Annotated in this window: 17 protein-coding genes; 9 read left to right on the top strand and 8 right to left on the bottom strand. The window is 68.5% G+C overall.

The window, feature by feature from the left end:
* Nucleotides 1–2: 2 nt before the first annotated feature.
* Nucleotides 3–1,448 carry a phosphonoacetaldehyde dehydrogenase gene (gene phnY / locus CNE_RS21985; protein ID WP_013952478.1) on the top strand — a complete coding sequence of 482 codons (1,446 nt, stop codon included), beginning with the start codon at nucleotides 3–5 and terminating at the stop codon, nucleotides 1,446–1,448.
* Between the two features lie 201 nt (nucleotides 1,449–1,649).
* Here the strand turns inward: phnY and CNE_RS21990 are convergent, their stop codons facing one another.
* The 3 genes from CNE_RS21990 to phnA all read right to left on the bottom strand — a co-directional run bounded on the left by CNE_RS21990 (nucleotide 1,650) and on the right by phnA (nucleotide 5,725).
* Nucleotides 1,650–2,654 (bottom strand): Bug family tripartite tricarboxylate transporter substrate binding protein, encoded by a 1,005-nt coding sequence (locus CNE_RS21990; RefSeq protein ID WP_013952479.1) that lies wholly within the window; start codon nucleotides 2,652–2,654, stop codon nucleotides 1,650–1,652.
* A gap of 82 nt (nucleotides 2,655–2,736) precedes the next feature.
* Complete coding sequence (locus CNE_RS21995; RefSeq protein ID WP_013952480.1) at nucleotides 2,737–4,416, bottom strand: Na/Pi cotransporter family protein; 1,680 nt, start codon at nucleotides 4,414–4,416, stop codon at nucleotides 2,737–2,739.
* 88 nt (nucleotides 4,417–4,504) lie between these two features.
* Nucleotides 4,505–5,725 (bottom strand): phosphonoacetate hydrolase, encoded by a 1,221-nt coding sequence (phnA, locus tag CNE_RS22000; protein WP_013952481.1) that lies wholly within the window; start codon nucleotides 5,723–5,725, stop codon nucleotides 4,505–4,507.
* Between the two features lie 112 nt (nucleotides 5,726–5,837).
* Between phnA and CNE_RS22005 the strand changes: the two genes are divergently transcribed.
* On the top strand, nucleotides 5,838–6,734 hold the full coding sequence (locus tag CNE_RS22005; protein WP_013952482.1) for a LysR substrate-binding domain-containing protein: 897 nt from the start codon (nucleotides 5,838–5,840) through the stop codon (nucleotides 6,732–6,734).
* Nucleotides 6,735–6,807: 73 nt separating this feature from the next.
* Here the strand turns inward: CNE_RS22005 and CNE_RS22010 are convergent, their stop codons facing one another.
* Both CNE_RS22010 and CNE_RS22015 read right to left on the bottom strand, forming a co-directional pair.
* Complete coding sequence (locus CNE_RS22010) at nucleotides 6,808–7,203, bottom strand: hypothetical protein (RefSeq protein WP_013952483.1); 396 nt, start codon at nucleotides 7,201–7,203, stop codon at nucleotides 6,808–6,810.
* Between the two features lie 156 nt (nucleotides 7,204–7,359).
* Nucleotides 7,360–8,067, bottom strand: a complete 708-nt coding sequence (locus CNE_RS22015; protein ID WP_049800634.1) for a Crp/Fnr family transcriptional regulator — start codon at nucleotides 8,065–8,067, stop codon at nucleotides 7,360–7,362.
* 110 nt (nucleotides 8,068–8,177) lie between these two features.
* On the opposite strand from CNE_RS22015, the gene CNE_RS22020 reads away from it, so the two are divergent.
* Both CNE_RS22020 and CNE_RS22025 read left to right on the top strand, forming a co-directional pair.
* Nucleotides 8,178–8,948, top strand: coding sequence for a class II aldolase/adducin family protein (locus CNE_RS22020; RefSeq protein WP_013952485.1), 771 nt, complete (start codon nucleotides 8,178–8,180; stop codon nucleotides 8,946–8,948).
* A 2-nt stretch (nucleotides 8,949–8,950) separates the two neighbouring features.
* Nucleotides 8,951–9,880, top strand: coding sequence for a 2-hydroxyacid dehydrogenase (locus CNE_RS22025; RefSeq protein ID WP_013952486.1), 930 nt, complete (start codon nucleotides 8,951–8,953; stop codon nucleotides 9,878–9,880).
* A 29-nt stretch (nucleotides 9,881–9,909) separates the two neighbouring features.
* Here the strand turns inward: CNE_RS22025 and CNE_RS22030 are convergent, their stop codons facing one another.
* Nucleotides 9,910–11,916, bottom strand: a complete 2,007-nt coding sequence (locus CNE_RS22030) for an alkaline phosphatase D family protein (protein WP_013952487.1) — start codon at nucleotides 11,914–11,916, stop codon at nucleotides 9,910–9,912.
* Nucleotides 11,917–12,207: 291 nt separating this feature from the next.
* Between CNE_RS22030 and CNE_RS22035 the strand changes: the two genes are divergently transcribed.
* The gene (locus CNE_RS22035; protein ID WP_013952488.1) at nucleotides 12,208–13,041 is read left to right on the top strand and encodes a universal stress protein; all 834 of its coding nucleotides are present in this window, start codon (nucleotides 12,208–12,210) and stop codon (nucleotides 13,039–13,041) included.
* A gap of 43 nt (nucleotides 13,042–13,084) precedes the next feature.
* Here the strand turns inward: CNE_RS22035 and CNE_RS22040 are convergent, their stop codons facing one another.
* Nucleotides 13,085–14,338, bottom strand: a complete 1,254-nt coding sequence (locus CNE_RS22040) for an alkyl sulfatase dimerization domain-containing protein (RefSeq protein WP_013952489.1) — start codon at nucleotides 14,336–14,338, stop codon at nucleotides 13,085–13,087.
* Between the two features lie 222 nt (nucleotides 14,339–14,560).
* Nucleotides 14,561–15,493, bottom strand: coding sequence for a LysR family transcriptional regulator (locus CNE_RS22045; protein ID WP_013952490.1), 933 nt, complete (start codon nucleotides 15,491–15,493; stop codon nucleotides 14,561–14,563).
* Between the two features lie 200 nt (nucleotides 15,494–15,693).
* Between CNE_RS22045 and CNE_RS22050 the strand changes: the two genes are divergently transcribed.
* The 4 genes from CNE_RS22050 to CNE_RS22065 are packed head-to-tail and all read left to right on the top strand — an operon-like array spanning nucleotide 15,694 to nucleotide 20,030.
* Nucleotides 15,694–16,917, top strand: a complete 1,224-nt coding sequence (locus CNE_RS22050) for a CaiB/BaiF CoA transferase family protein (RefSeq protein WP_013952491.1) — start codon at nucleotides 15,694–15,696, stop codon at nucleotides 16,915–16,917.
* The gene (locus CNE_RS22055) at nucleotides 16,914–17,603 is read left to right on the top strand and encodes an enoyl-CoA hydratase/isomerase family protein (protein WP_013952492.1); all 690 of its coding nucleotides are present in this window, start codon (nucleotides 16,914–16,916) and stop codon (nucleotides 17,601–17,603) included. Before CNE_RS22050 ends, CNE_RS22055 begins: the two co-directional genes overlap by 4 nt.
* Nucleotides 17,604–17,617: 14 nt before the next feature.
* Nucleotides 17,618–18,841 carry an acyl-CoA dehydrogenase family protein gene (locus CNE_RS22060; protein ID WP_013952493.1) on the top strand — a complete coding sequence of 408 codons (1,224 nt, stop codon included), beginning with the start codon at nucleotides 17,618–17,620 and terminating at the stop codon, nucleotides 18,839–18,841.
* A gap of 43 nt (nucleotides 18,842–18,884) precedes the next feature.
* Entirely contained in the window at nucleotides 18,885–20,030 is a 1,146-nt protein-coding gene (locus CNE_RS22065; RefSeq protein ID WP_013952494.1) for an acyl-CoA dehydrogenase family protein, read from the top strand.
* Nucleotides 20,031–20,129: the final 99 nt, after the last annotated feature.

Here is a 20,129-nt window from a genome sequence, read left to right on the forward strand (position 1 = left end):
CCATGACCGCATTGCATGCCATCCCCGAAATCCGCCACGAAGCGCTGCGCATCGCCGGCGAGAAGATCTACCGCGAAGACGTGATCGAGGTGACCTATCCGTACACCGGCGAAGTCATCGCCACCGTGCCGAAGGCCACGCTCGACGACGTGCGCCGCGCCTACCGCATCGCGCGCGACTACCAGCCCACGCTGACGCGCTATGACCGCTACAAGATCCTGATGCGCGCCGGCGAGATCATCGCCTCGCGCCTGGACGAGATCTCGCGCACGATCACGCTGGAATCCGGCCTGTGCCGCAAGGATTCGCTGTACGAGGTGGGCCGCGCCTCCGACGTGCTGCTGTTTGCCGCCAACCAGGCGCTGGTCGACGACGGCCAGGTGTTCTCGTGCGACCTGACCCACCACGGCAAGAGCCGCAAGGTCTATACGCTGCGCGAGCCGCTGCTGGGGGTGATCACCGCGATCACGCCGTTCAACCACCCGATCAACCAGGTGATCCACAAGGTGGCGCCGTCGGTGGCCACCAACAACCGCATGGTGCTCAAGCCCAGCGAGAAGACCCCGCTGGCAGCCTGCCTGCTGGCCGATATCCTGTATGAGGCCGGACTGCCGCCGCAGATGCTGTCGGTCATCACCGGCGACCCGCGCGAGATTGCCGACGAGATGCTGACGCACCCGGACGTGGACCTGGTGACCTTCACCGGCGGCGTGCCGATCGGCAAGTACATTGCCGCCACTGCCACCTACAAGCGCCAGGTGCTGGAGCTGGGGGGCAACGACCCGATCATCGTGATGGAAGACGCGGATCTGGAAGAGGCCGCCACGCTGGCCGCCAGCGGCTCCTACAAGAACTCCGGGCAGCGCTGCACGGCGATCAAGCGCATGCTGGTGCATGAGTCGGTGGCGGACCGCTTTGTCGACCTGCTGGTGGCGAAGACCGAAGCGCTCAGCTATGGCGATCCCATGGACCCGAAGGTGGACATGGGCACCGTCATCGACGAAGCCGCCGCGATCCAGTTCGAAGCCGTGGTCAATGAAGCGATTGCCGCCGGGGCCACGCTGCGCTACGGCAATATCCGGCGCGGCGCGCTGTATTCGCCGACGGTGCTCGATCATGTCGATCCCGGAATGACGGTGGCCAGGCACGAGACCTTCGGGCCGGTGTCGCCGGTGATCCGCTTCAGGGACATTGAAGAGGCGATCCGCATTTCCAACGGCACCGCCTACGGGCTCTCGTCGTCGGTCTGCACCAACCGGCTCGACTACATCACGCGCTTTGTGCGGGAGCTGAAGGTTGGCAGCGTCAATGTGCGGGAGGTGCCGGGGTATAGGCTGGAGCTGACGCCGTTCGGCGGCATCAAGGACTCTGGCCTGGGCTACAAGGAAGGCGTGCTGGAGGCGATGAAGAGCTTTACCAATACCAAGACGTATTCATTGCCCTGGTGAGCGGCCCGGCGCGTAGTTTCTGCTGGTGTCTCTGGTAGCCAGGACCAGGTGGGTTCTCCCGCACTGCCATCCCGGATTTGGCCGCCTGCGCAGGCGGCTGCTTTATTTTCAGGCGGCGCTGGAGACCCCGGCGATTCTGGAGCAGCTTGGGCAGGCACGCGGAAGCTGCGGCGCGCACCATCCGTGCGCGCCGTGGCACGGCTAATCTGCCTTGACATTGGCGCTGCGCACCACCTCGCCCCAGCGCTTGAGCTCGGCCGCGGTGAAGACCTGGAACTGCTTGCCGGGCATATAGCTGGGCAGCGCGCCGTCGGCTTCCATGGCGGATTTCAGCCTGGGCACGGCGAGGGCCTTGCCTACGGCAGCCTGCAGTTTCTCAAGGGCGTCCGGCGGTGTCTTTGCCGGCGCCACGACGCCGGCCCACGACGTGACCTCAAAGCCGGCAAGGCCCGATTCAGACAATGTCGGCAGTTGCGGCAGCGCCGCCGAGCGCTGGCCCGAGGTAACGGCAAGCCCCTTGAGCTTGCCGGACTTGACGTGCGGGATCATGGCCGGAATGGTCTCGATCGTCAGGGTGACCTCGCCGCCCATCGCGGCCAGCATGGCCGGGCCGCCGCCCTTGTAGGCGACATGGGTCATGTCGACCTTGGCCTGGGACTTGACCAGTTCACCGCTGAGGTGGCCTGGCGACCCGGATCCCGCGGACGAGAAGAAGACCTTGCCGGGATTGGCGCGCATATATGCCAGCAACTCGGCGGAGGTTTGCGTCGGCATCGCCGGGTTGACCGCTACCACCAGCGGATAGCGCGCCACCAGCGCCACCGGCTCGAAGCTCTTGAGCGGGTCGAATCCCGGCTTTGCATAGAGCCATGGATTGATGGCCTGGCTGCTCAGGGTCGCCATGAACAGGGTGTAGCCGTCGGGCGCGGCCTGCGCGACATACTGGGCAGCGATGTTGCCGGCGGCACCCGGGCGATTCTCGATCACCACTTGCTGGCCCAGCGCTTCCTGCATCTCCCTGGCCAGCAAGCGGGCCAGCTTGTCGGTCGAGCCGCCGGCGGCGAAGCCAACCACGAGGCTGACCGGCCGGGCCGGATAACCGCCCTGGGCGTAGGCCGTGCAGCACAAGGTCGCGGCCAGGCCGATCAGTGTCAGGGTGGCCCGGATGCGCCCGGGCCGGTGCGGCTTGCGTTGGTTTGCCTGCATGAGTGTCTCCTGTGGGGATTGTCGTTGTCGGTTCACGCCTTGTGGCCGTGTCCGGCCGCCTGCCTGCTTGCTGCTTGTGGCGTCACGGATTGAGCAGGCGTTCCTGTGCGTGCGGCGCGCCGGCATTGTCGGCGGGGAGGAACGAAGTGTCTTCAGGGAGGGCGCCGCGCATGCCTGCCGGCGCGGCGCACAGCAGCGCGTTCATCTGGGAAAGCTCACGCAGGGTGTCGAGGTGCAAGGCGCTGGTTTCCACGCTCGCGGTGCGGCGCTGTGCCACCCGGGCAATGTGGCGGGCGGTGAGGCGCCCGGCGCGTGCCTGGAAGTCGCCAGCGCAATCGATCAGCAATGCCGACGCTGCGCGGTCGTTGGCAACGAAGAGCGACATCCTGGTGCGCAGGTTGGCCACCAGCATGTCGCAAAGCTCGAGCAGTTCGGCACTGCCCTCATCCGAGAAGCAGTAGTTGCGGCTCAGTTTGCGCTGGTCCAGATCGACCAGGATGCGTTCGACGATATCGCCGACATACTCCAGGTTGATATTGACCAGCATGATCTCGTCCCAGCGGGTGGCATCCTCACCGTCGAGGCTGCCGGCGTCGACGTCGGTCAGGTACATCTTGACCGACGAATAGAGTGCGTCGATGCGGTCGTCCAGCGCCCGGCAGCGGGCGTTCACGGCGCGGTCGTTGCCCACGATCGAGAGCTTCATGCCATTGAGCATCTCCTCGATCACGTTGCCGATGCGCACGACTTCGCGCGTGGCATTGCCAAGGGCGACGGAAGGATGCCGCAGGTCGCCCTGGCTCAGGTAGCGCGCGCCGCTGGGCGCTGCGTCGTCGTGCGCATCAGGCAGCCATCGGGTGCACAGGGACGCTACCGGGTTGACGAACCAGACCAGGGTTGCGGCCAGCGTCAGGTTGAATGCCATGTGGAAGTCAATGGCCATGGTGCCGGCACTGCTGCCCAGGCGGTCCAGCAGCCAGGGCATGGCGTCCAGCATCGGCAGGAATGCCAGTATCCCCACGAACCGGAAGATCAGGTTCGCGAGCGATACCCGCCGCGCGGCGGGCGAACTGCCGGAATTGGCCAGGCAGGCTATCAGTCCACTGCCCAGATTGGCGCCAAGTACCAGCGGCAAGGCGGTGGCAGGGCCGATGACGCCGCCCATGGCCAGCGTTGCAGTCAGCAGTACCGCGGCCAGGCTGGAGTACGCGAGCAACGTCACGAGGGCGCCGATCACCAGCGCCAGCAGTGCGTCATGGCCAAGCGAGGTGAAGACGGCGCGCACGATCTCGGCGTGCAGCAGCGGCGCGGCGTATAGGCGGATCAGCTGCAAGGCCAGCGTGATCAGCCCCAGTCCCACGATGACTTCGCCAGTCTGTCCGCGCAAGCTGGCCTTGCCGGACAGACGCAGTGCGATGCCGATCACCAGCAGCAGTGGCGAGAGCCAGGAGATGTCGACCGACAGCAGGCGCGCCATCAGGCTGGTGCCGACGTCGGCACCCAGCACGATCGGCAGTGCCGCCGGCAACGACACCAGGCCGCCTGCGACAAAGGCGCTGGTCATCAAGGCCGTGGCGCTGCTGCTCTGGATCAGCGCGGTCACGCCAAGCCCGGCCAGGAAGCCTCGCGCGGGACTGGCCGTGCCCGCGGCCAGCACCAGCCGCAGGCGCGGCCCCAGTACCTCCAGCATGCCGTGGCGGGTCACATGCGCGCCCCAGATCAGTAGTGCGACCCCGGACATCAGGGAAAGCAGGATTTGCATGGCGCCGCCCCCTGGTGGTGGCCGTCTTGGCGGCCACCTTTAGCTATTGACTGATGACGCGTGCCGGCCTGGCCGGCACGCACTGGCTTTAGTCCGCGTGGTTCAGCGCCAGCCGCAGGATGTCGAAGTTGCGCAGCCGCTGGCCGGCGGGCGCTGCAACCTTGCGGTTGAACAGCAACGGCACCTTCTGCTCGGACAGGCCGCCGTGCGAGCGCAGCGGAGCATCCAGGCCGCTCAGGTCATGGCGTGCCGGCGTGGTGCCGAGCACGGTCAGGCGTTCGCTGACCACTACCAGGTCGCCGATGCGGTCGGGCGGCAGCTCGAAGCGTTCGCTGGCGGCGCGCTTGTCCAGCACCAGCTCGATGCCGGGCAGCGCGGCGATGGCCTCATGCACGGCACGCTGGTCGGTACCGGCGGGCAGGTACACGGTCGCGTAGGAGCCCAGTGCGCCGTGGTGGGCGACATAGGGATCGGTGATCGGCAGCAGCACGCGCGTGGCGTCCGCGCCGAAGCGCTCGTCCAGCACCTGCTGCAGGAACAGGATGTTGGCCTTGCCCAGCGAGTCGGTCTTGGCATTCATGCCGTGGTCGGCGGTCACGCCGATGACCGCGCCGAGCGCGTCCAGGCGCTGCATGTAGCTGTCGATCATGGCGTAGAAGGCATTGGCCTGCGGCGTGCCCGGGGCATGCTTGTGCTGGATGTAGTCCGTCGTGGACAGGTACATCAGGTCGGGCCGCATGGTTTCCAGCAAGGCCACGCCGGCGGCGAACACGAACTCTGACAGGTCGGCGCTGTAGACCGAGGGCAGGGGCATGCCGACCTTGCGCAGCACGTCGTCGATGCCGTTGTCTTCGATGGTGGCCTGGTCGGCCTTCTCCGCCGAGAAGCAGATGCCCTTGAGGCCGTGGCCCAGCAGCGCGCGCAGCTTGTCCTTGGCCGTGACCACCGCCACCGATGCGCCGGCCTGCGCTGCCGCGGCCAGCACGGTGGGGGCGCGCAGGTAGCGGGCGTCGTTCATCAGCACTTCGGCGCCGGCTTCGGTGTCGTAGAAGAAGTTGCCGCAGATGCCGTGCACCGACGGCGGCACGCCGGTCACGATCGACAGGTTGTTGGGATTGGTGAACGACGGCACCACGCAATCGCCGGTCAGCACCGTTCCGCGTTTGGCCAGGCTGGCGAAGAAGGGGGTCGCGCCCGCCTGCACGGCAAGGTTGATGTATTCCTGCTCGCAGCCATCGATGCAGACGATGACGGTGGGGCGGGCGGGAAGCTGGTAGTGGTGGCCGTTGACCTGGATCTGGGTGCTCATGGCGTCTCTTGCGGAAGGATTGTCGATGGGATTTGCCTGAGACCCATGCTAAGTTAGGCGATAAACTCTCACAATCGAGTTTACTTTCCAGATTCTGTCAGGAAATCTCACAATGCCGCACAAGCTGCCCCCGCTCAACGCCTTGCGCATCTTCGAGGTTGCCGCCCGCGCCGGCAGCTATTCCGCGGCCGCGCGTGAGCTGCACCTGACCCATGGCGCGGTCAGCCGGCAGATCGAGATCCTGGAGCAATGGCTGGGGCAGCCGCTGTTTATCCGCCAGGGCCAGCGCATGGTGCCGACTGTCCACGCGCAGGCGTTCGCGCGCGAGATCAGCACGGCGTTCGACCAGATCAGCGCCGCTTCCGAGCGCTATGGCCGCATTGCCACGCGCAAGGTGGTGCGCGTCAATGCCCCGGCAACCTTTGCCATGCGCTGGCTGATTCCGCGGCTGGATGACTTCCGGCGCCAGCAGCCCGAGGTCGACGTGCGTGTGTCCACCGCCTTCAGCAACGAGGCCGGATTCAACGGCACCTTTGACGTGGCGATACGGCGCACCCTCGAACGTGGCGAACAGTTCGAGTCAGTGCCGATCTTTTCGGAGTACCAGACGGTGATCGCCAGCCCGGCGATGCTGGAGCAGGTGCCGTTGCAAGGTGTAGAGGACCTGGTAGAGGGCGTCTTCCTCTATACGGAGACACGGCCGGGAAGCTGGGAATCGTGGCTGCAGCAGGCGGGACATGCCTCGCTGCTGCCTGTTCGCACGCTGCGCTTCGACCATTTCTTTGTCACGCTGCAGGCGGTGGTGGACAGCCTTGGCTTTGCCATCGGCACCTTTCCGACCCTGGAAACGGACCGCGCGGGCGGTCGCATTGCGACGCCGTTTGCCGCCATCCGCGCACCGGGCAATACCTATCATGCGCTGGTGCCGCGCGATGCCGACAAGCCGCTGCATCTGCGCGCGTTCCTGGAGTGGTTGCAGCAGCAGGGGGAGGCTGCCGCGGAGACCTGAAGCGGCGCGCGCCCGGGAAGCGGGGTGAGGGTGGCGCGCGGCCCGCGCGATGCGGGCCTGCGCTGACGGGCGCTCAGGCCCCGTCGAGGAACGCGCTGCGCTGGCCCAGGCGCGTGCCGAGCGCATCGGGGGCCAGGCTCATGCTGGCGGGGTCCACGGCCGAGGCGGGGCTGCTTGCCATGGTCGGGTCGGCGGCTGCCGGCGCCATGCCCGGCTGGGCCGCCTGTACGGGCGCCTGGGCATAGCTGCCGCCCGCTGCGGGTGCCATCTGGGCCGACGGCGCTGCCGACGGCATGGCTTGCACGGGCTGGGCGGATTGCACCGGCTGAGTGGATTGCATCGGCTGCATCGGCTGCGTCATCGGCATGGGCTGGCTCGGCTGCAGGGGCTGGGCCTGCTGGGCAAACAGCGGGTAGGACGCGATCATCGCGCCAGCCACGACCAGGGATTTCGCCAGATGTTGCTTCATTCGTGTACCTCCTAGAACGCCTACAGGCAAGGGAACAGTCACTGTAGCGCCGAGGCACCTGACATTCTGTTTGATTTTGCAACGGTCGTTAACCAGCCTTGCCATCGGGGCCAGGGCAGGTTAGTTACGCGCGCGGCCTGCAAACCTTGCGGGCCGTCAACGCCTGGCCAATCGCTTGAGCGCCGCCGGGTCCAGCAGTTCGATCTGCCGGTACTCGCGGCGGATCAGGCCCGCTTCCTCCCACGCCTGCAGGTACTTGGCCACGGTCTGGCGAGAGCGGTTGACCATGTCGCCAAGGTCCTCCGCGCTGATGCGCACGACATGGTCGGTGCGGTCGGCCAGTTCCAGCAGGCGTGCTGCCATGCGCGCGTCGATGGGCGCCTGCGCCGCGCTTTGCGCGTGGTCGAACGCTACGCGCAGGCGCGCGCAGATCTGCTGCACGATCAGCTGCATGCCTTCCGGATGCGCGCCCAGGATGCGGTGGAAGTCGCGCTGGCTCAGCACCATCAGTTCCGTGTTGCCGACGGCGAAGGCGTCGTGCGTGCGCGGCTTGCCGTCCAGCAGCGAGATCTCGCCGAACCAGCGGCCACGCCCGATCACCGAATACACCGACTCGCGCCCGCCCGTGCTGACGCGGCTCATGCGCACCCGGCCCGACAGCACCATGCAGAAGTAGGTGGGCGGATCGCCGCGCGCGAAGATCATCTCGCCGTCGCCAAAGCGCAGGCGGCGTGCGGCGTTCGCCACGGCATCGAGCACCCCCGGCGGCGCATTGCGCAGCCAGCCGCTGGCCAGCACGCTGCGCGGCAGCGTGCGCACCGGTTCCACCGCTGCCCTCGATCCACGCTTCACATCACCCTTCACATCGCTCTCCTGCTGGAGCCGAGATTGTCTAATACTTAACAGACTTTGGCGCGGTGCGCCCGGACAATGCATCGATTCAATGACTCACATGCCACCGGGGAGGTACGCATATGGCGCAAATCCAGCTTGTCGATTCAATCAGGGACCGCGTCTCCGACGCCGAATGGCAGATGCGCGTGGACCTGGCGGCCGCGTACCGCCTGGTCGCCCACTTCGGCTGGGACGACCTGATCTTCACCCATATCTCGGCACGCGTGCCGGATGCGCCGGACCAGTTCCTGATCAACCCGTACGGGATGATGTTCGACGAGATCACGGCATCGAGCCTGGTCAAGGTCGACCATGAAGGGCAGCCGGTGCTGGAAACGCCGTATGACGTCAACCCGGCCGGCTTCATCATCCACAGCGCCGTGCATGAGGCGCGCCCCGAAGTCGGTTGCGTGATGCACACGCATACCTCGCACGGCGTCGCCGTTTCGGCGCAGCAGGCGGGCCTGCTGCCGATCTCGCAGCAATCGATGTTCGCGCTGACCGGGCTGGCGTACCACGACTATGAAGGCGTGGCGCTGCGCGAGGACGAGAAGGCGCGGCTGGTGGCGGACCTGGGCCGCTGCAAGCAGATGATCCTGCGCAACCATGGCCTGCTGACGTGCGGGCGCACGGTATCCGATGCATTCCTGACCATGTACACGCTTGAGTCCGCCTGCCGCATCCAGATCCTCGCGCAAAGCGGCGGCACGCCGCTGACCATGGTGCCCGAAGCCGCCAGCGCCAACATGGGCCAGCAGGCGCGCCAGGCCACCAAGGGCAAGGGCTCCGGCCTGGCCTGGCCGGGCCTGCTGCGTCGCCTTGACCGCATCAACCCTGACTACCGCAACTGACCATGGCCATCCTCGTTCACCTGCCGTCGTTCATGGCGGTTCCCATCACTGCCGCGCTGCGCGAAGCCGCGCCGGATATCACCGTGTGGAACGGCCGCGAGGCCGCCGTCGCGGAAGAGGTCGAAGCCATCATCGCCTGGGGCCTGAAGCCCGGCGTGCTGCCGGCCTACCCGAAGCTGCGGCTGGTCTGCGCCGCCACCGCGGGCGTCGACAAGCTGCTGGCCGCGCGGGACCTGCCGCCTGGCATACCGGTCACGCGCATAGTCGATCCCGGCCAGCAGACCGGCATTGCCCACTACGTGCTGGCGATGGCGCTGCGCCATACCCGCGCCCTCGGCCTGTACGCCGAACAGCAGCGCCGCGGTGAATGGAAGCGCCACCCGGGGCGCGATGTGTCGCGCTGCCGCGTGGGCGTGCTGGGGCTGGGCGAGATCGGCAGCGAGGTCGCGCGCATGTTTGCCGCCATCGGCTACCCGGTCAGCGGCTGGAGCCGCAGCGCCAAGTATCTGCCCGGCGTGACCGACTTCACCGACGACGACGGGCTGGAGGCCATGCTGGCGCAGAGCGACATCCTGGTCTGCACGCTGCCGCTGACGCCGCGCACCGAGAGCATGCTGAACCGCCAGACGCTGTCGCGGCTGCCCAAGGGGGCGTTCCTGATCAACGTCGGGCGTGGCGAGCATGTGGTCGAGCCCGATCTGGTCGCACTGATCGACGATGGCCACCTTGCCGGCGCGGCGCTCGACGTGTTCGCCAAGGAGCCGCCCGCGGCGGACGATCCGGTCTGGAACCATCCCCGCATCGAGGCCACGCCGCATATCGCGGCCGACCCCTCGTACGAACTGGTGGCGCGGCAATGCATCGACAACCTGCGGCGCGCGCGCGACGGGCGTGAGCTGCTGAACCAGGTGGACCGGCAAGCGGGCTACTGAGGGCCCGGCGGGCCGGTCCGTCCGCGTGACTATGTCACGCTCACATCGGCGGTGCCCGCCGCCACCTCCAGCAGCCGCGTGCTGGCCGTGGCCGGCTGGGCCGGGGCCGTGCTGCCCTCGAGCAGCTTGAGCGTATGGAAGGTGCAGCTCAGCTTCTGGGGCGTCAGGGTGACCAGCGCGTAGCCCTCGACGTTGGAGTCGGCGTGGCGCAGCCACGCGTTGAAGGCGCGCAAGGTGGCGTCGAAGGTGTTCACCACCGTGCCGCCCACGTTGCTGTAGACCAGTTCACGCAGTGCGGCGAAGGCCTGGTCGTTGTCGACGATCGAGCGGAATGAACTGAGCAGGGTGTTGCTCGACAGGCCGGACGTGACCAGGTCCACCATCACCGGCGCTGGCGTTGCGGCATCGTAGTCGTCCATCACCTGGCCGGCAAAGAATGCGTGGATATCGCCGCTCAGTGCCACCACATTGCGCACGCTGTTGTTCTTCAGGAACGCCATCAGGTTTTTGCGCTCGGCGTTGTAGCCATCCCACTGGTCGGCATTGAGGATAAAACGGTCGAGCAGCGCGATGGCCGGCAGCCGGCTTTCGATCAGCGGCTTGATATTGGCATCGAACGCGGCGCTGCCGATGCCGACCTGCGCCAGCACATTGCGCAGCGCCGTGTAGGCCAGGTTGGCATAAGTGCCGGCGGCCTTGGCCGCTCGCAGGTCGTCGGCCAGCGCGTTGGCAATGGCGTTCTCCAGCGAGGACAGGGCATTGTTGGCCAGCACCAGCGCCCTGGCGATCAGCCGCGCCACCGCCTGGATCACATCCACCTGCATGCGCAATAGCGACACCTGGTTGGCCCACAGCTTCCACGTGGTGGCGTCGGCGCCGACGCGGTCCTGCCACCACGCGCGCTGCGCGTCGCCCAGCATCGACACGGGCGTCAGCGTGTTGCCCGCGGCGGCAATCTTCTGTGCTTCGGCCGCGGCCAGTGTCGCGGCCGGGACGAAGTACAGGGCGCCGACTGCGCGGCCGGTGGATTGCTCGGAGATGATGTGGTCGGCGCGGTACAGGCGCTCGTCGGTCATCAGCAGGGTGGCGAGATTGCCGAAGGTGAACGAGCGATAGATCTGGATGTTCTGGAACGACGGGTTGTTGACGTCCAGGCTGACATCGGCCGGCATGAACTCGAACCACGCCTGGTTGGCAGCGCGCCGGCGCGCGGTGCGCGGCGTCAGGTCGTCGTCGGAGTCGTAGGTCTGGCGGTCCTGCCAGCAATTGTCCGAGAACTCATGGTCGTCCCAGATCGCAATCATCGGGAACGCGGCATGCAGGGCCTGCAGGCGCGCGTCGTTGCGATAGCTGCGGTACAGGTAGCGATAGTCGTCCAGCGTGGTGGCGTAGACGCTGCCGTCCGGCAGCGCGGTGCCATTGGGCAGCTGCAGCACGCCGTGGCGATCCTCCACATTGCCGGCGCGCGAGCCGCCCGGGACGGCCTCGTAGATGTAGTCGCCGACGTGGACGATGAAGTCCAGGTCCTGCTGCGCCAGTTCTTCCATGCCGGCCCAGTGGTTGGCATTCCAGTCCTGGCAGCTGACAAAAGCGAAACGCAGCTGTGACAAGGGCGTGCCGGCCGCTGCCGCGGTGCGGGTGCGGCCGACGGTGCTGGGGCGGTTGCCCAGCAGGAAGCGGTAGTAGTAGCGGGTGCCGGGGCTCAGGCCCGTGACCTTGTTGCGAATGGTGTAGTCCCAGTCCGGCAGGGCCATCAGCGGTTGATTGACCAGCAGGCTCGGCGGCGGGAAGTCAGGCTGCGTCGACACCTGCAGCCGCACCACCACCGGCCGTTTGCCGTTGCCGCCTTCCACCCGCGTCCATACCACCACGCTGTCGGGCCTCGGGTCGCCCGAGGCGACGCCATGGACGAAATTGAAGTTTTCCGGATTGCCGGTGTCGGGTTCCGAATCGCCGCCGCCGCAGGCGCTCAGCCCGCCGGTGGCAACGGTGACGGTCAGGAAACTACCCCACTTGAGAAACTCGCGGCGGTCCATGGCGCTCCTCCTGTTCTTGCGGTCTCGGTCCATGCAGCGCGCAGCCGCGGCCAGGATGCCGCGTGCGGCACCAGGATTCGTGGGGGCGTGCTGGTTGCTGAATGCATACTAGTGGCTGGTCCGCACGCTCGCTGTCGGTGAGGTTCCGACATCGATATAGGAGGAGGTCGACTGGTTCGTGCCGGGACCGGCGCACCGCGCATCACCATTGCTGGCGCGATCGGCGAGTCGGCAAGCATTGCCTGCCACGCGGCCTAGACTGAAAGCAAACGGTCCGGACGCGAGGGCATCATGTCGTACGAGAGCATCCTGGTCCAACTCGATGGCAACCGGCAGGCAATGCAGCGCTTGCAGATTGCGGCACGCCTTGCCACCGCCAGCCAGTGCCCGCTGATCGGCCTGCTGGCCGGGCGCGTGCCGGACCCCAGCTGGTTCTACCGCATGAACAATGCCCAGCGCTGCCTGGCCGAAGACCAGGAGCGGCGCCGGCTGCAGCGCGAGAACATGCGCTGTGCCTTTCAGGCCGCCACGCGCGAGCTGGCGGTTACCTGCGACTGGCGCACCGTCGAGCGCGATCCGGTGACACTGGCGCTGCGCGAGGCGCGCGAGGCCGGCCTGATCGTCTCCGGCCAGTACGACGCCGACAACGCTGAAGGCCCGGTGGCGCGGCAGCTATTGGAGGCGCTGCTGCTGGAGAGCGGCCGGCCGGCGCTGGTGGTGCCCTGTGCCGGCGCTTTCGCCACCGTGGGCACACGCGTGCTGGTGGCCTGGAACGGCAGCCGCGAGGCCGCGCGTGCCTTGCACGACGCGCTGCCGCTGATGGCCGGCGCGCGGGCGCGGGTGCTGAGCGCCCATGCCGCCAGGGAGCCGCGTGCCGATGCCACCCCGGTCAGCCACGCCGTGCACGTGCTGGAGCGACAGGGTGTGGCAGTTGAGGTGGAGCACGACCCGGCCGGTGGCGACCTGGCCATCGGCGAGCTGATCCTGTCGCGAGCGTCGGACTTCGATGCCGACCTGATCGTGATGGGTGCCTACGGCCACGGCCGGTTGCGCGAGCTGGTGCTGGGCGGCGTGACCAGGGTGGTGCTGGAGTCGATGACGGTGCCGGTGCTGTTCTCGCACTGAAGCGCAGCGCCGGGCGGCATCAGGATCGTGGCATGGGGTCTGCTTAGTGCATGCCGAAGTTGTCCGCCGCGTCGCTTTCCAGCGCGTCGGCGGCAGCGCCATACAGGCTGCGCGACACATAGCTGCGGATCTGCGTGGCGCGCTGGCGCAGCCAGGCGGCCTTGAGCTGGCGGGCCTCGCGCACGGTGGACGTTTCATCCGACGCCAGCGCCAGCAGGTCGATCACGTGCAGCGCCAGCTGCGTGTCGCCGCGCGCGGCCAGGGACCGGGCGTGGCGGATCAGCGCGCCGTGGTCGGCCACGGCCGCGGCGATCTCGGCGGCCGCCTGTTGCGGCGCGGCCGGATGCAGCGTGGTGGCATTGCGGTCCCACCAGCCGTTCTCCGAGCGGTAGATGTCGCGCGCGATGTAGCTGGGGTCGCCATAGGTGGGGCGCATCCAGGGCTGGTCGAACAGCTCAGCCGGCGGCTTGAGCGCGGCCAGCACCTGGCGTTCATTGCAGCCAGCGTTCATCAGCCGCACCACCTCCGCGCGCAGCCATCGCAGGGCCCTGGCGGTCTGGCACAGCACGCGCTGGCACTCGTCCTCGCCTTGCAGCGTCGCGCCGAACTCTCGCACCACGGTGCGCGGCTGCAGCCCGGCCAAGCGTTCCAGCGTCTCGGCCCAGCGCACGGTGTCGCGCATGGTGCGGAAGGGGGTGCCGATGTTCGGGATCGAATCAATGACCGCGGGGCCGCCGTACAGCAGGCGCCGGCCCGGCAGCCAGACCGCCACGGCGTCGTCGGTCTCGGACGGCGCCCACAGGATTTCCGCGCGGCGCTCGCCCCGGCCCAGCGTCAGGCCATCGGCGAAGGTCTCGGTGGGTTCGATGTGGACCAGCTTTCCTGCCAGCGCGCCGGCCGGCTGGCGGAACTGGATCTCCGCCATGCGCTCCTGCATGCGCTGGGTCTCGCGGTAGCGCGCCTGCCGCGCCAGCACGTTGACGTGGGCCAGCACCCGCGGCGCGGGCTCGCCGCGCGCGGCGGCGTGGTCCAGCCATTGCTGCAGGCCGGCGTTGTAGCCCATATGGCCGTGGCTGTAGCAGATGGCCAGCACCGGCAGTCCGGTCTGCGTGCGCAGCGCCTCGATCATGCCGCGCGTGACGCGCCCGCCGGGGCCGCTGTCGACCACCAGCAGGCCGCCGCCCACGTCGGCGACAAAGCTCTGCCCTTGCCCGTGCAGCAACCACACGCCGTTGCCGGCGCCGTCGATTCCTGTGCCGGTGACCAGTGCCGCCGGCCGGTCCTCAATGTCCTGCATGCTTGCCTCCTCTGCGAACCAGGTCGCGTCCAGCGCAACTGTCAGGCAAGAAGGTGCACCCCGGGGATTGGGGAAAATCCCGCCGGGAGGCGGCATACCGGCCGCAAACCAAGCGCCGGTGCGGCCCGGCGGGGGTTCTGGAATTTCAGGTGTAAACCGCTGGTTAGCACCGCGCGGGTGCAGGGAGTTCCCGGCCGGCGCGCGCTGCGGTAGCGGCTGCCTTCAGTCGAGTCGGCGCAGCGGACTGTCAGGCAGGTTGGACAGATAGTGGACTTCACGCCGCAGCAGAGTGGCGAACTGCGCCGCCACCGGCGTCATCGGCGAATCGGCGCGGTAGATCAGGCTGACGGTGTGGCTGGGCAGCTTGTCCTCGATGGGCAACGGCACCAGGCCATTGGCGGCCAGCCGGCCGGCCACCATCTGGCGCGGCAGCATGCACAGCAGGTGGCGGTCCTGCATCAGGTGCTCGATCATGCCGATGGTGTCGCAGCGCACCGCCACGCGCGGCAACGGCAGATCGCGTTCACGGAAGGCATCGAGGATGGCGGCGCCCGGACCATGCATGCGCTGGCCGGTCAGGATCCAGTCCGAGCCGATCAGCTCGCGCAGGCTGCGGGCGTTGCGCAGCGGATGCTCGCGGTGCGCCATCACCACCGAGTCATTGTTGTAGAGCGGCTCGCAGGTGAATTCGCGCTCGATGCCCTCGTTCGGGACCGGACTCACCGCCATGTCCATCACGCCCGAGCGCAGCTCGTCCAGGTGGGTGGGGTAGCCCCAGCTGTCAATGCACACCAGCACGTCTGGATGCTGCACGCGAAAGCGCTTGACCACGGGAGGCAGCACCACATGCGCCGGGCCGCGGGTGGTGCCGACGCGCACCACGCCGTTGCGCGCGCCCAGCATCTGCGCCATTTCCTCGCTGGCCTTGCGGGCCTCAGTGGCGATCAGCCGCGCGCGCCGCAGGAAGGCTTCGCCGAAGCGCGACAGCACCACGCCGCGGGTGGTGCGGGTCAGCAGCGGCACATGCAGTTCCTCTTCCAGCTGGCGGATGCTCTTGGTCAGTGCCGGTGCCGACACATCGCGCGCACGGGCCCCGGCACGGATGCTGCCGTGCTCGGCCACGGCGATGAAGTCCTGGACTTGGCTCAGACGCATGGCTTTGGCTCCACTCAAACGACGCACTGGACGCACAGCATAGCGGCATTCCGGCGGGTTTGGGAGAACCCCAGGGTGCTAACCATTGGTTTGCACCGAAGCAGTTTTGGCATCTGCCATGATGCGCCGTGCTAACGCATGATCGCTCCACATCGTCGCAAACCGCCGGCCGCGCCGGCATCTTCGAGGAGTGGCATCGCATGACGAACCGGCAAGACCTGCCGCTGGCAGGCATACGCGTGGCGGAGTTCGGGCAGTTCATCGCGGCGCCGGGCGCGGCCATGATGCTGGCCGACCTGGGCGCCGACGTGGTCAAGGTGGAGGCCTTGCGCGGCGACAGCGCGCGGCGCTTTGACGGCACCAGCCCGCAGAGCCCTATGTACCTGGCCTACAACCGCGGCAAGCGCGGCATCGCGCTGGACCTGCGCACGCCCGGCGGGCTGGACGCCGCACGGCGGCTGGCGCTGGCCAGCGACGTGGTGCTGCACAACACCCGCGCCGGCGTGATGGAAGCGCTGGGGCTGGACGCCGCCACGCTGCGCGCGGCGCGTCCTGACCTGATCCACGCCTCCATCAGCGGCTTCGGCACGCGCGGGCCGTCGCGCACGCGGCCCGGGCTGGATATTGCCGCGCAGGCCGAGAGCGGCATGATGTCCGTCACCGGCGAGGCCGGCGGGCAGCCGCTGAAGGTCGGCTTCGCGCTGATCGACGCGGCCACCGCGCTGGCGACCGGCAACGCCATCCTGGCGGCGCTGTTCCGGCGCGAGCGCACCGGCGCCGGGGAGACTATCGAAACCTCGCTGTTGTCGGTCGGTGTACAGATGCAGGCCCAGCTGTGGGCCGAATACCAGTGCTCCGGCGCGCTGCCGGTGCGCAGCGGCAACAGCCAGCCCAAGGCCGCGCCGGCCGCGGATGTGATCGCGGTCGCGGACGGGCATATCGTGCTGTCGGCCTATCTCGACGAACACTGGACGCGCCTGTGCGAGGCCATCGGCCAGCCGGCGCTGGCGCAGGACGCGCGCTTTGCCTGCAACGCGCTGCGCGTGCAGAACCGCCTGGCGCTGCTGGCCATCCTGCACGACGCCATGCGCCACCTGAGCGGCGACGCCGCCCGTGCGCTGCTGGAGCGCCACCAGGTGGTGGTGGGCGTGGTGCGTGACTATCACCAGGTCAAAGCGAGTGCCGACGTGCGCGCCAGCGGCATCCTGCGGCCAGTCGATGATGGCGAGGGCGGCCAGCTGGACCTGCCCGGGCTGCCGTTCACCATGGCTAGCCTGCCGGCAGGGGCCACGCCCGCGGTGCCGCGGCTCGGCCAGCATACGGCCGAGGTGCTGGCCGAGCTCGGCTACAACGCGGCGGAGATCGACGCCATGGCCCGCGCCGGTGCGATCGGCGTGGAACAAGCCCAGCAGGAGCCCGCATGAACACCCCCCAATCCCCCGTACTGCTGCAGCGCCATGCCGACTGGGCCGAGGTGGTGCTGAACCGCCCGGCCCGTCGCAATGCCGTCGACATGTCGCTGGCACGCGCGCTGGGCGATGCCATCGAGACCCTGGCCGCCGACGACAGCGTGCGCGCCGTGCTGCTGCGCGGCGCCGACGGCGCCTTCTGTTCCGGCCTGGACCTGCAGGCACTGCAGGCGGAGCCCGGCGGGCTGGCCGCGTTTGCGCCGGTCTGGGAGCGCGTCCATCTGGGCCTGCTGCAAAGCCGCAAGGCATGGATCGTGGCGCTGGAGCGCCATGCCATCAACGGCGGCGCGGCGCTGGCGCTGGCCGGCGACCTGCTGGTGTGCGGCGCTGGGGCCTTCCTGCAAATCGGCGAGATCCGCCTGGGCATGGCCGCGCCGCGCAATGCCGACTGGCTGGCGCTACGCCATTCCGAGGCCGTGGCCGCGCGCCTGTGCTTGCTTGGCGACCGCGTGCCAGCGCCGGAGCTGCTGCGCCTGGGTATTGCCACCGAACTGGTCCAAGACGCCGGGGTACTGGACCGCGCGCGCGGCCTGGCCGCCACCATCGGCGGCTTTCCGGCCGAAGGCGTGGCCGCGATTAAGGGCGGCATGCGCGCCGCGACGATGTGCATGGCATCTGCCGCGCGCGACAAGAATTCCTGAGGACCGATATTTCCATGACAGATTCCATCAACACCGACGACGACGCGTCGCTGCAGGATTTCCGCCGCGAGGTGCGCGAGTTCGTCGCCCGGTCGCTGCCCCATGCCGTGCGCGAGAAAGTCCGCCTCGGACTGGAAGTCAGCAAGCAAGAGCTGGTCGACTGGCAGCACCGGCTCGCCGAACGCGGCTGGCTGGCGCCGCACTGGCCGCCTGAATGGCAGGGCTGCAACTGGAGCGCCGAGCGCCGCGCCGCATTCCAGGAAGAACTGGTGCTGGCGCACGCGCCCGAGAGCGGCGGCATCACCTTCGAGATGATCGGCCCGATCCTGATCCGCTACGGCACGCCGGCGCAGCAGCAGTACTTCCTGCCGCGCATCCTGAACCAGGAGCACTGGTGGTGCCAGGGCTATTCCGAACCGAACTCCGGTTCCGACCTGGCTTCGCTGAAGACGCGTGCGTTGCGCAGGACGCGGCCCGACGGCACCGAGGTCTACGTGGTCAGCGGCAGCAAGATCTGGACGTCCTACGCGCAGTACGCGGACTGGATCTTCTGCCTGGTGCGCACCGATACCGAGGCGCACGCGCAGCAGGGCATCAGCTTCCTGCTGATCGATATGCGCAGCCCCGGCGTCAGCGTGCGGCCGCTGGTGGGCATCCATGGCTGGCACCTGTTCAACCAGGTGTTCCTCGACGAGGTGGAAGTGCCGGTGGAGAACCTGGTCGGCGAAGAGAACGCTGGCTGGACCATCGCCAAGTCCCTGCTCGAGCATGAGCGGCTGAACCTGGCACGCGTGGCGGAGAACCGCCGCCGCCTGGCCAAGGTGCGCGCCATCGGCGAGGAGCTGGAGGAGGGCGGCCAGCCGCTGTCGCAGCGCCCGTGGTTTGCACGCCGGATGCGCGCGCTGGAGGTGCGGCTCGAAGCGCTGGCGGCAACCGTGCTGCGTTTTCGCAAGCGGGCGCGCGCCGGGGAAACGCTGGGGCCGGAGACCGGCATGCTCAAGCTGCTTGGCAGCCGGCTGATCCAGGATATCGAGAACCTGGCGGTCGATGCGCTGGGTCCGGACACGCTGGCCTATGACCGCGCCGCGCACTTCGAGCCCGCCGTGCCGCAAGCGGGCCAGTCGGCATACGCCGCGGCGGCATCGGCGCGCCGCTTCGTCACCCGCGGCTACACCATCGCCGGCGGCTCCAGCGAGATCCAGCACGAACTGCTGGCCAAGCAGGTGTTGGGCCTGTAGTGGCCCCAATCGTGCCCGCAACCCAGGACAAGGAACTGAACACATGAGCGATTCAACGGACGATCGCCGCCTGCTGCAGGAAAGCGTGCGGCGCTATGTCGAGCGCGGCTACGGCTTCGAGCAGCGCCGCGCGGCGCTGGCCGAGCCCGAAGGCTTCTCGCGCAAGCACTGGCAGGCGTTTGCCGAAATGGGCTGGCTGGCCGTGGGCCTGCCCGAAGCCTGCGGCGGCCTGGGCGATGCCGCGGACCAGGCCCTGCTGGCCGAGGAACTGGGCCGCGCCCAGCCTGCCGAGCCCTGGCTGGCCAATGCCGCGCTGTGCGCGCCGCTGCTGGCCGCCTGCGGCGATCCCGCCCACGCCGCCATCGCGGCGGCGATGGCCGAGGGTGGCGCCATGCTGGCGCTGGCCGCATGGGAAACGCAGGGACGCTATGACGCCTTCGATGTCAGCACCACCGCGCAACAGCATGAGCCGGGTCAATGGACGCTGGACGGCCGCAAGACCCTGGTACTGGGCGGCGGCGCTGCCGCCGTGCTGCTGGTGCTGGCGCGCACCGGCGGCCAGCGCCGCGACCGCAGCGGCCTGACGCTGTTCGCGGTGCCGGCCGACACGCGCGGCATCAGCATCGATGCGCTGCCGACCTACGACGGCCGCCAGACCGCCAGCGTAACGCTGCGCCGCGCGACCGTGCCGGACAGCGCGCGCATCGGCCCGATGGACGGCGCCTGGCCGCTGGTGGAAGGCGCCATCGACCAGGCCACCGTGATGGCCTGCGCCGAAGCCGTGGGCACCATGTCGCGCGCGTTCGACTTGACCCGCGACTACCTGGTGACGCGCGAGCAGTTCGGTCGCCCCCTGACGGCCAACCAGGTGATTCGGCATCGGCTGGTAGACCTCTATGTCAGCGTCGAACAGGCGCGCGCCATCACCGAGCTGGCGGCCAACGCCCTGCATGGCGATGCGGTGGCGCGCATGCGCGCGGTATCGCATGCCAAGGCCTTTGTTTCGGACGCCGGGCGCGCGCTCGGCGAAGACGTGGTGCAGCTGCACGGTGCGGTGGGCATGACCGACGAGATAGAAATCGGCCACTGCTACAAGCGCCTGGCCGCCCACGCCAACCTGTTCGGCGATGCCGACTGGCACTACGAACGGCTGGCGGCACTTGATCACGCGGCGCAGGCGCAAGCCTGAGCCGGTTCAGCCACGGCGCCCGGGCCGCTGCCCGGTGCGCCCACCCATGACACGCCGGCAACGTACCGGCATGCGCGGCCAATGCGCCGCAACGGAGAC

This window comes from Cupriavidus necator N-1, assembly GCF_000219215.1.
In the GTDB taxonomy this organism is placed as follows: domain Bacteria; phylum Pseudomonadota; class Gammaproteobacteria; order Burkholderiales; family Burkholderiaceae; genus Cupriavidus; species Cupriavidus necator.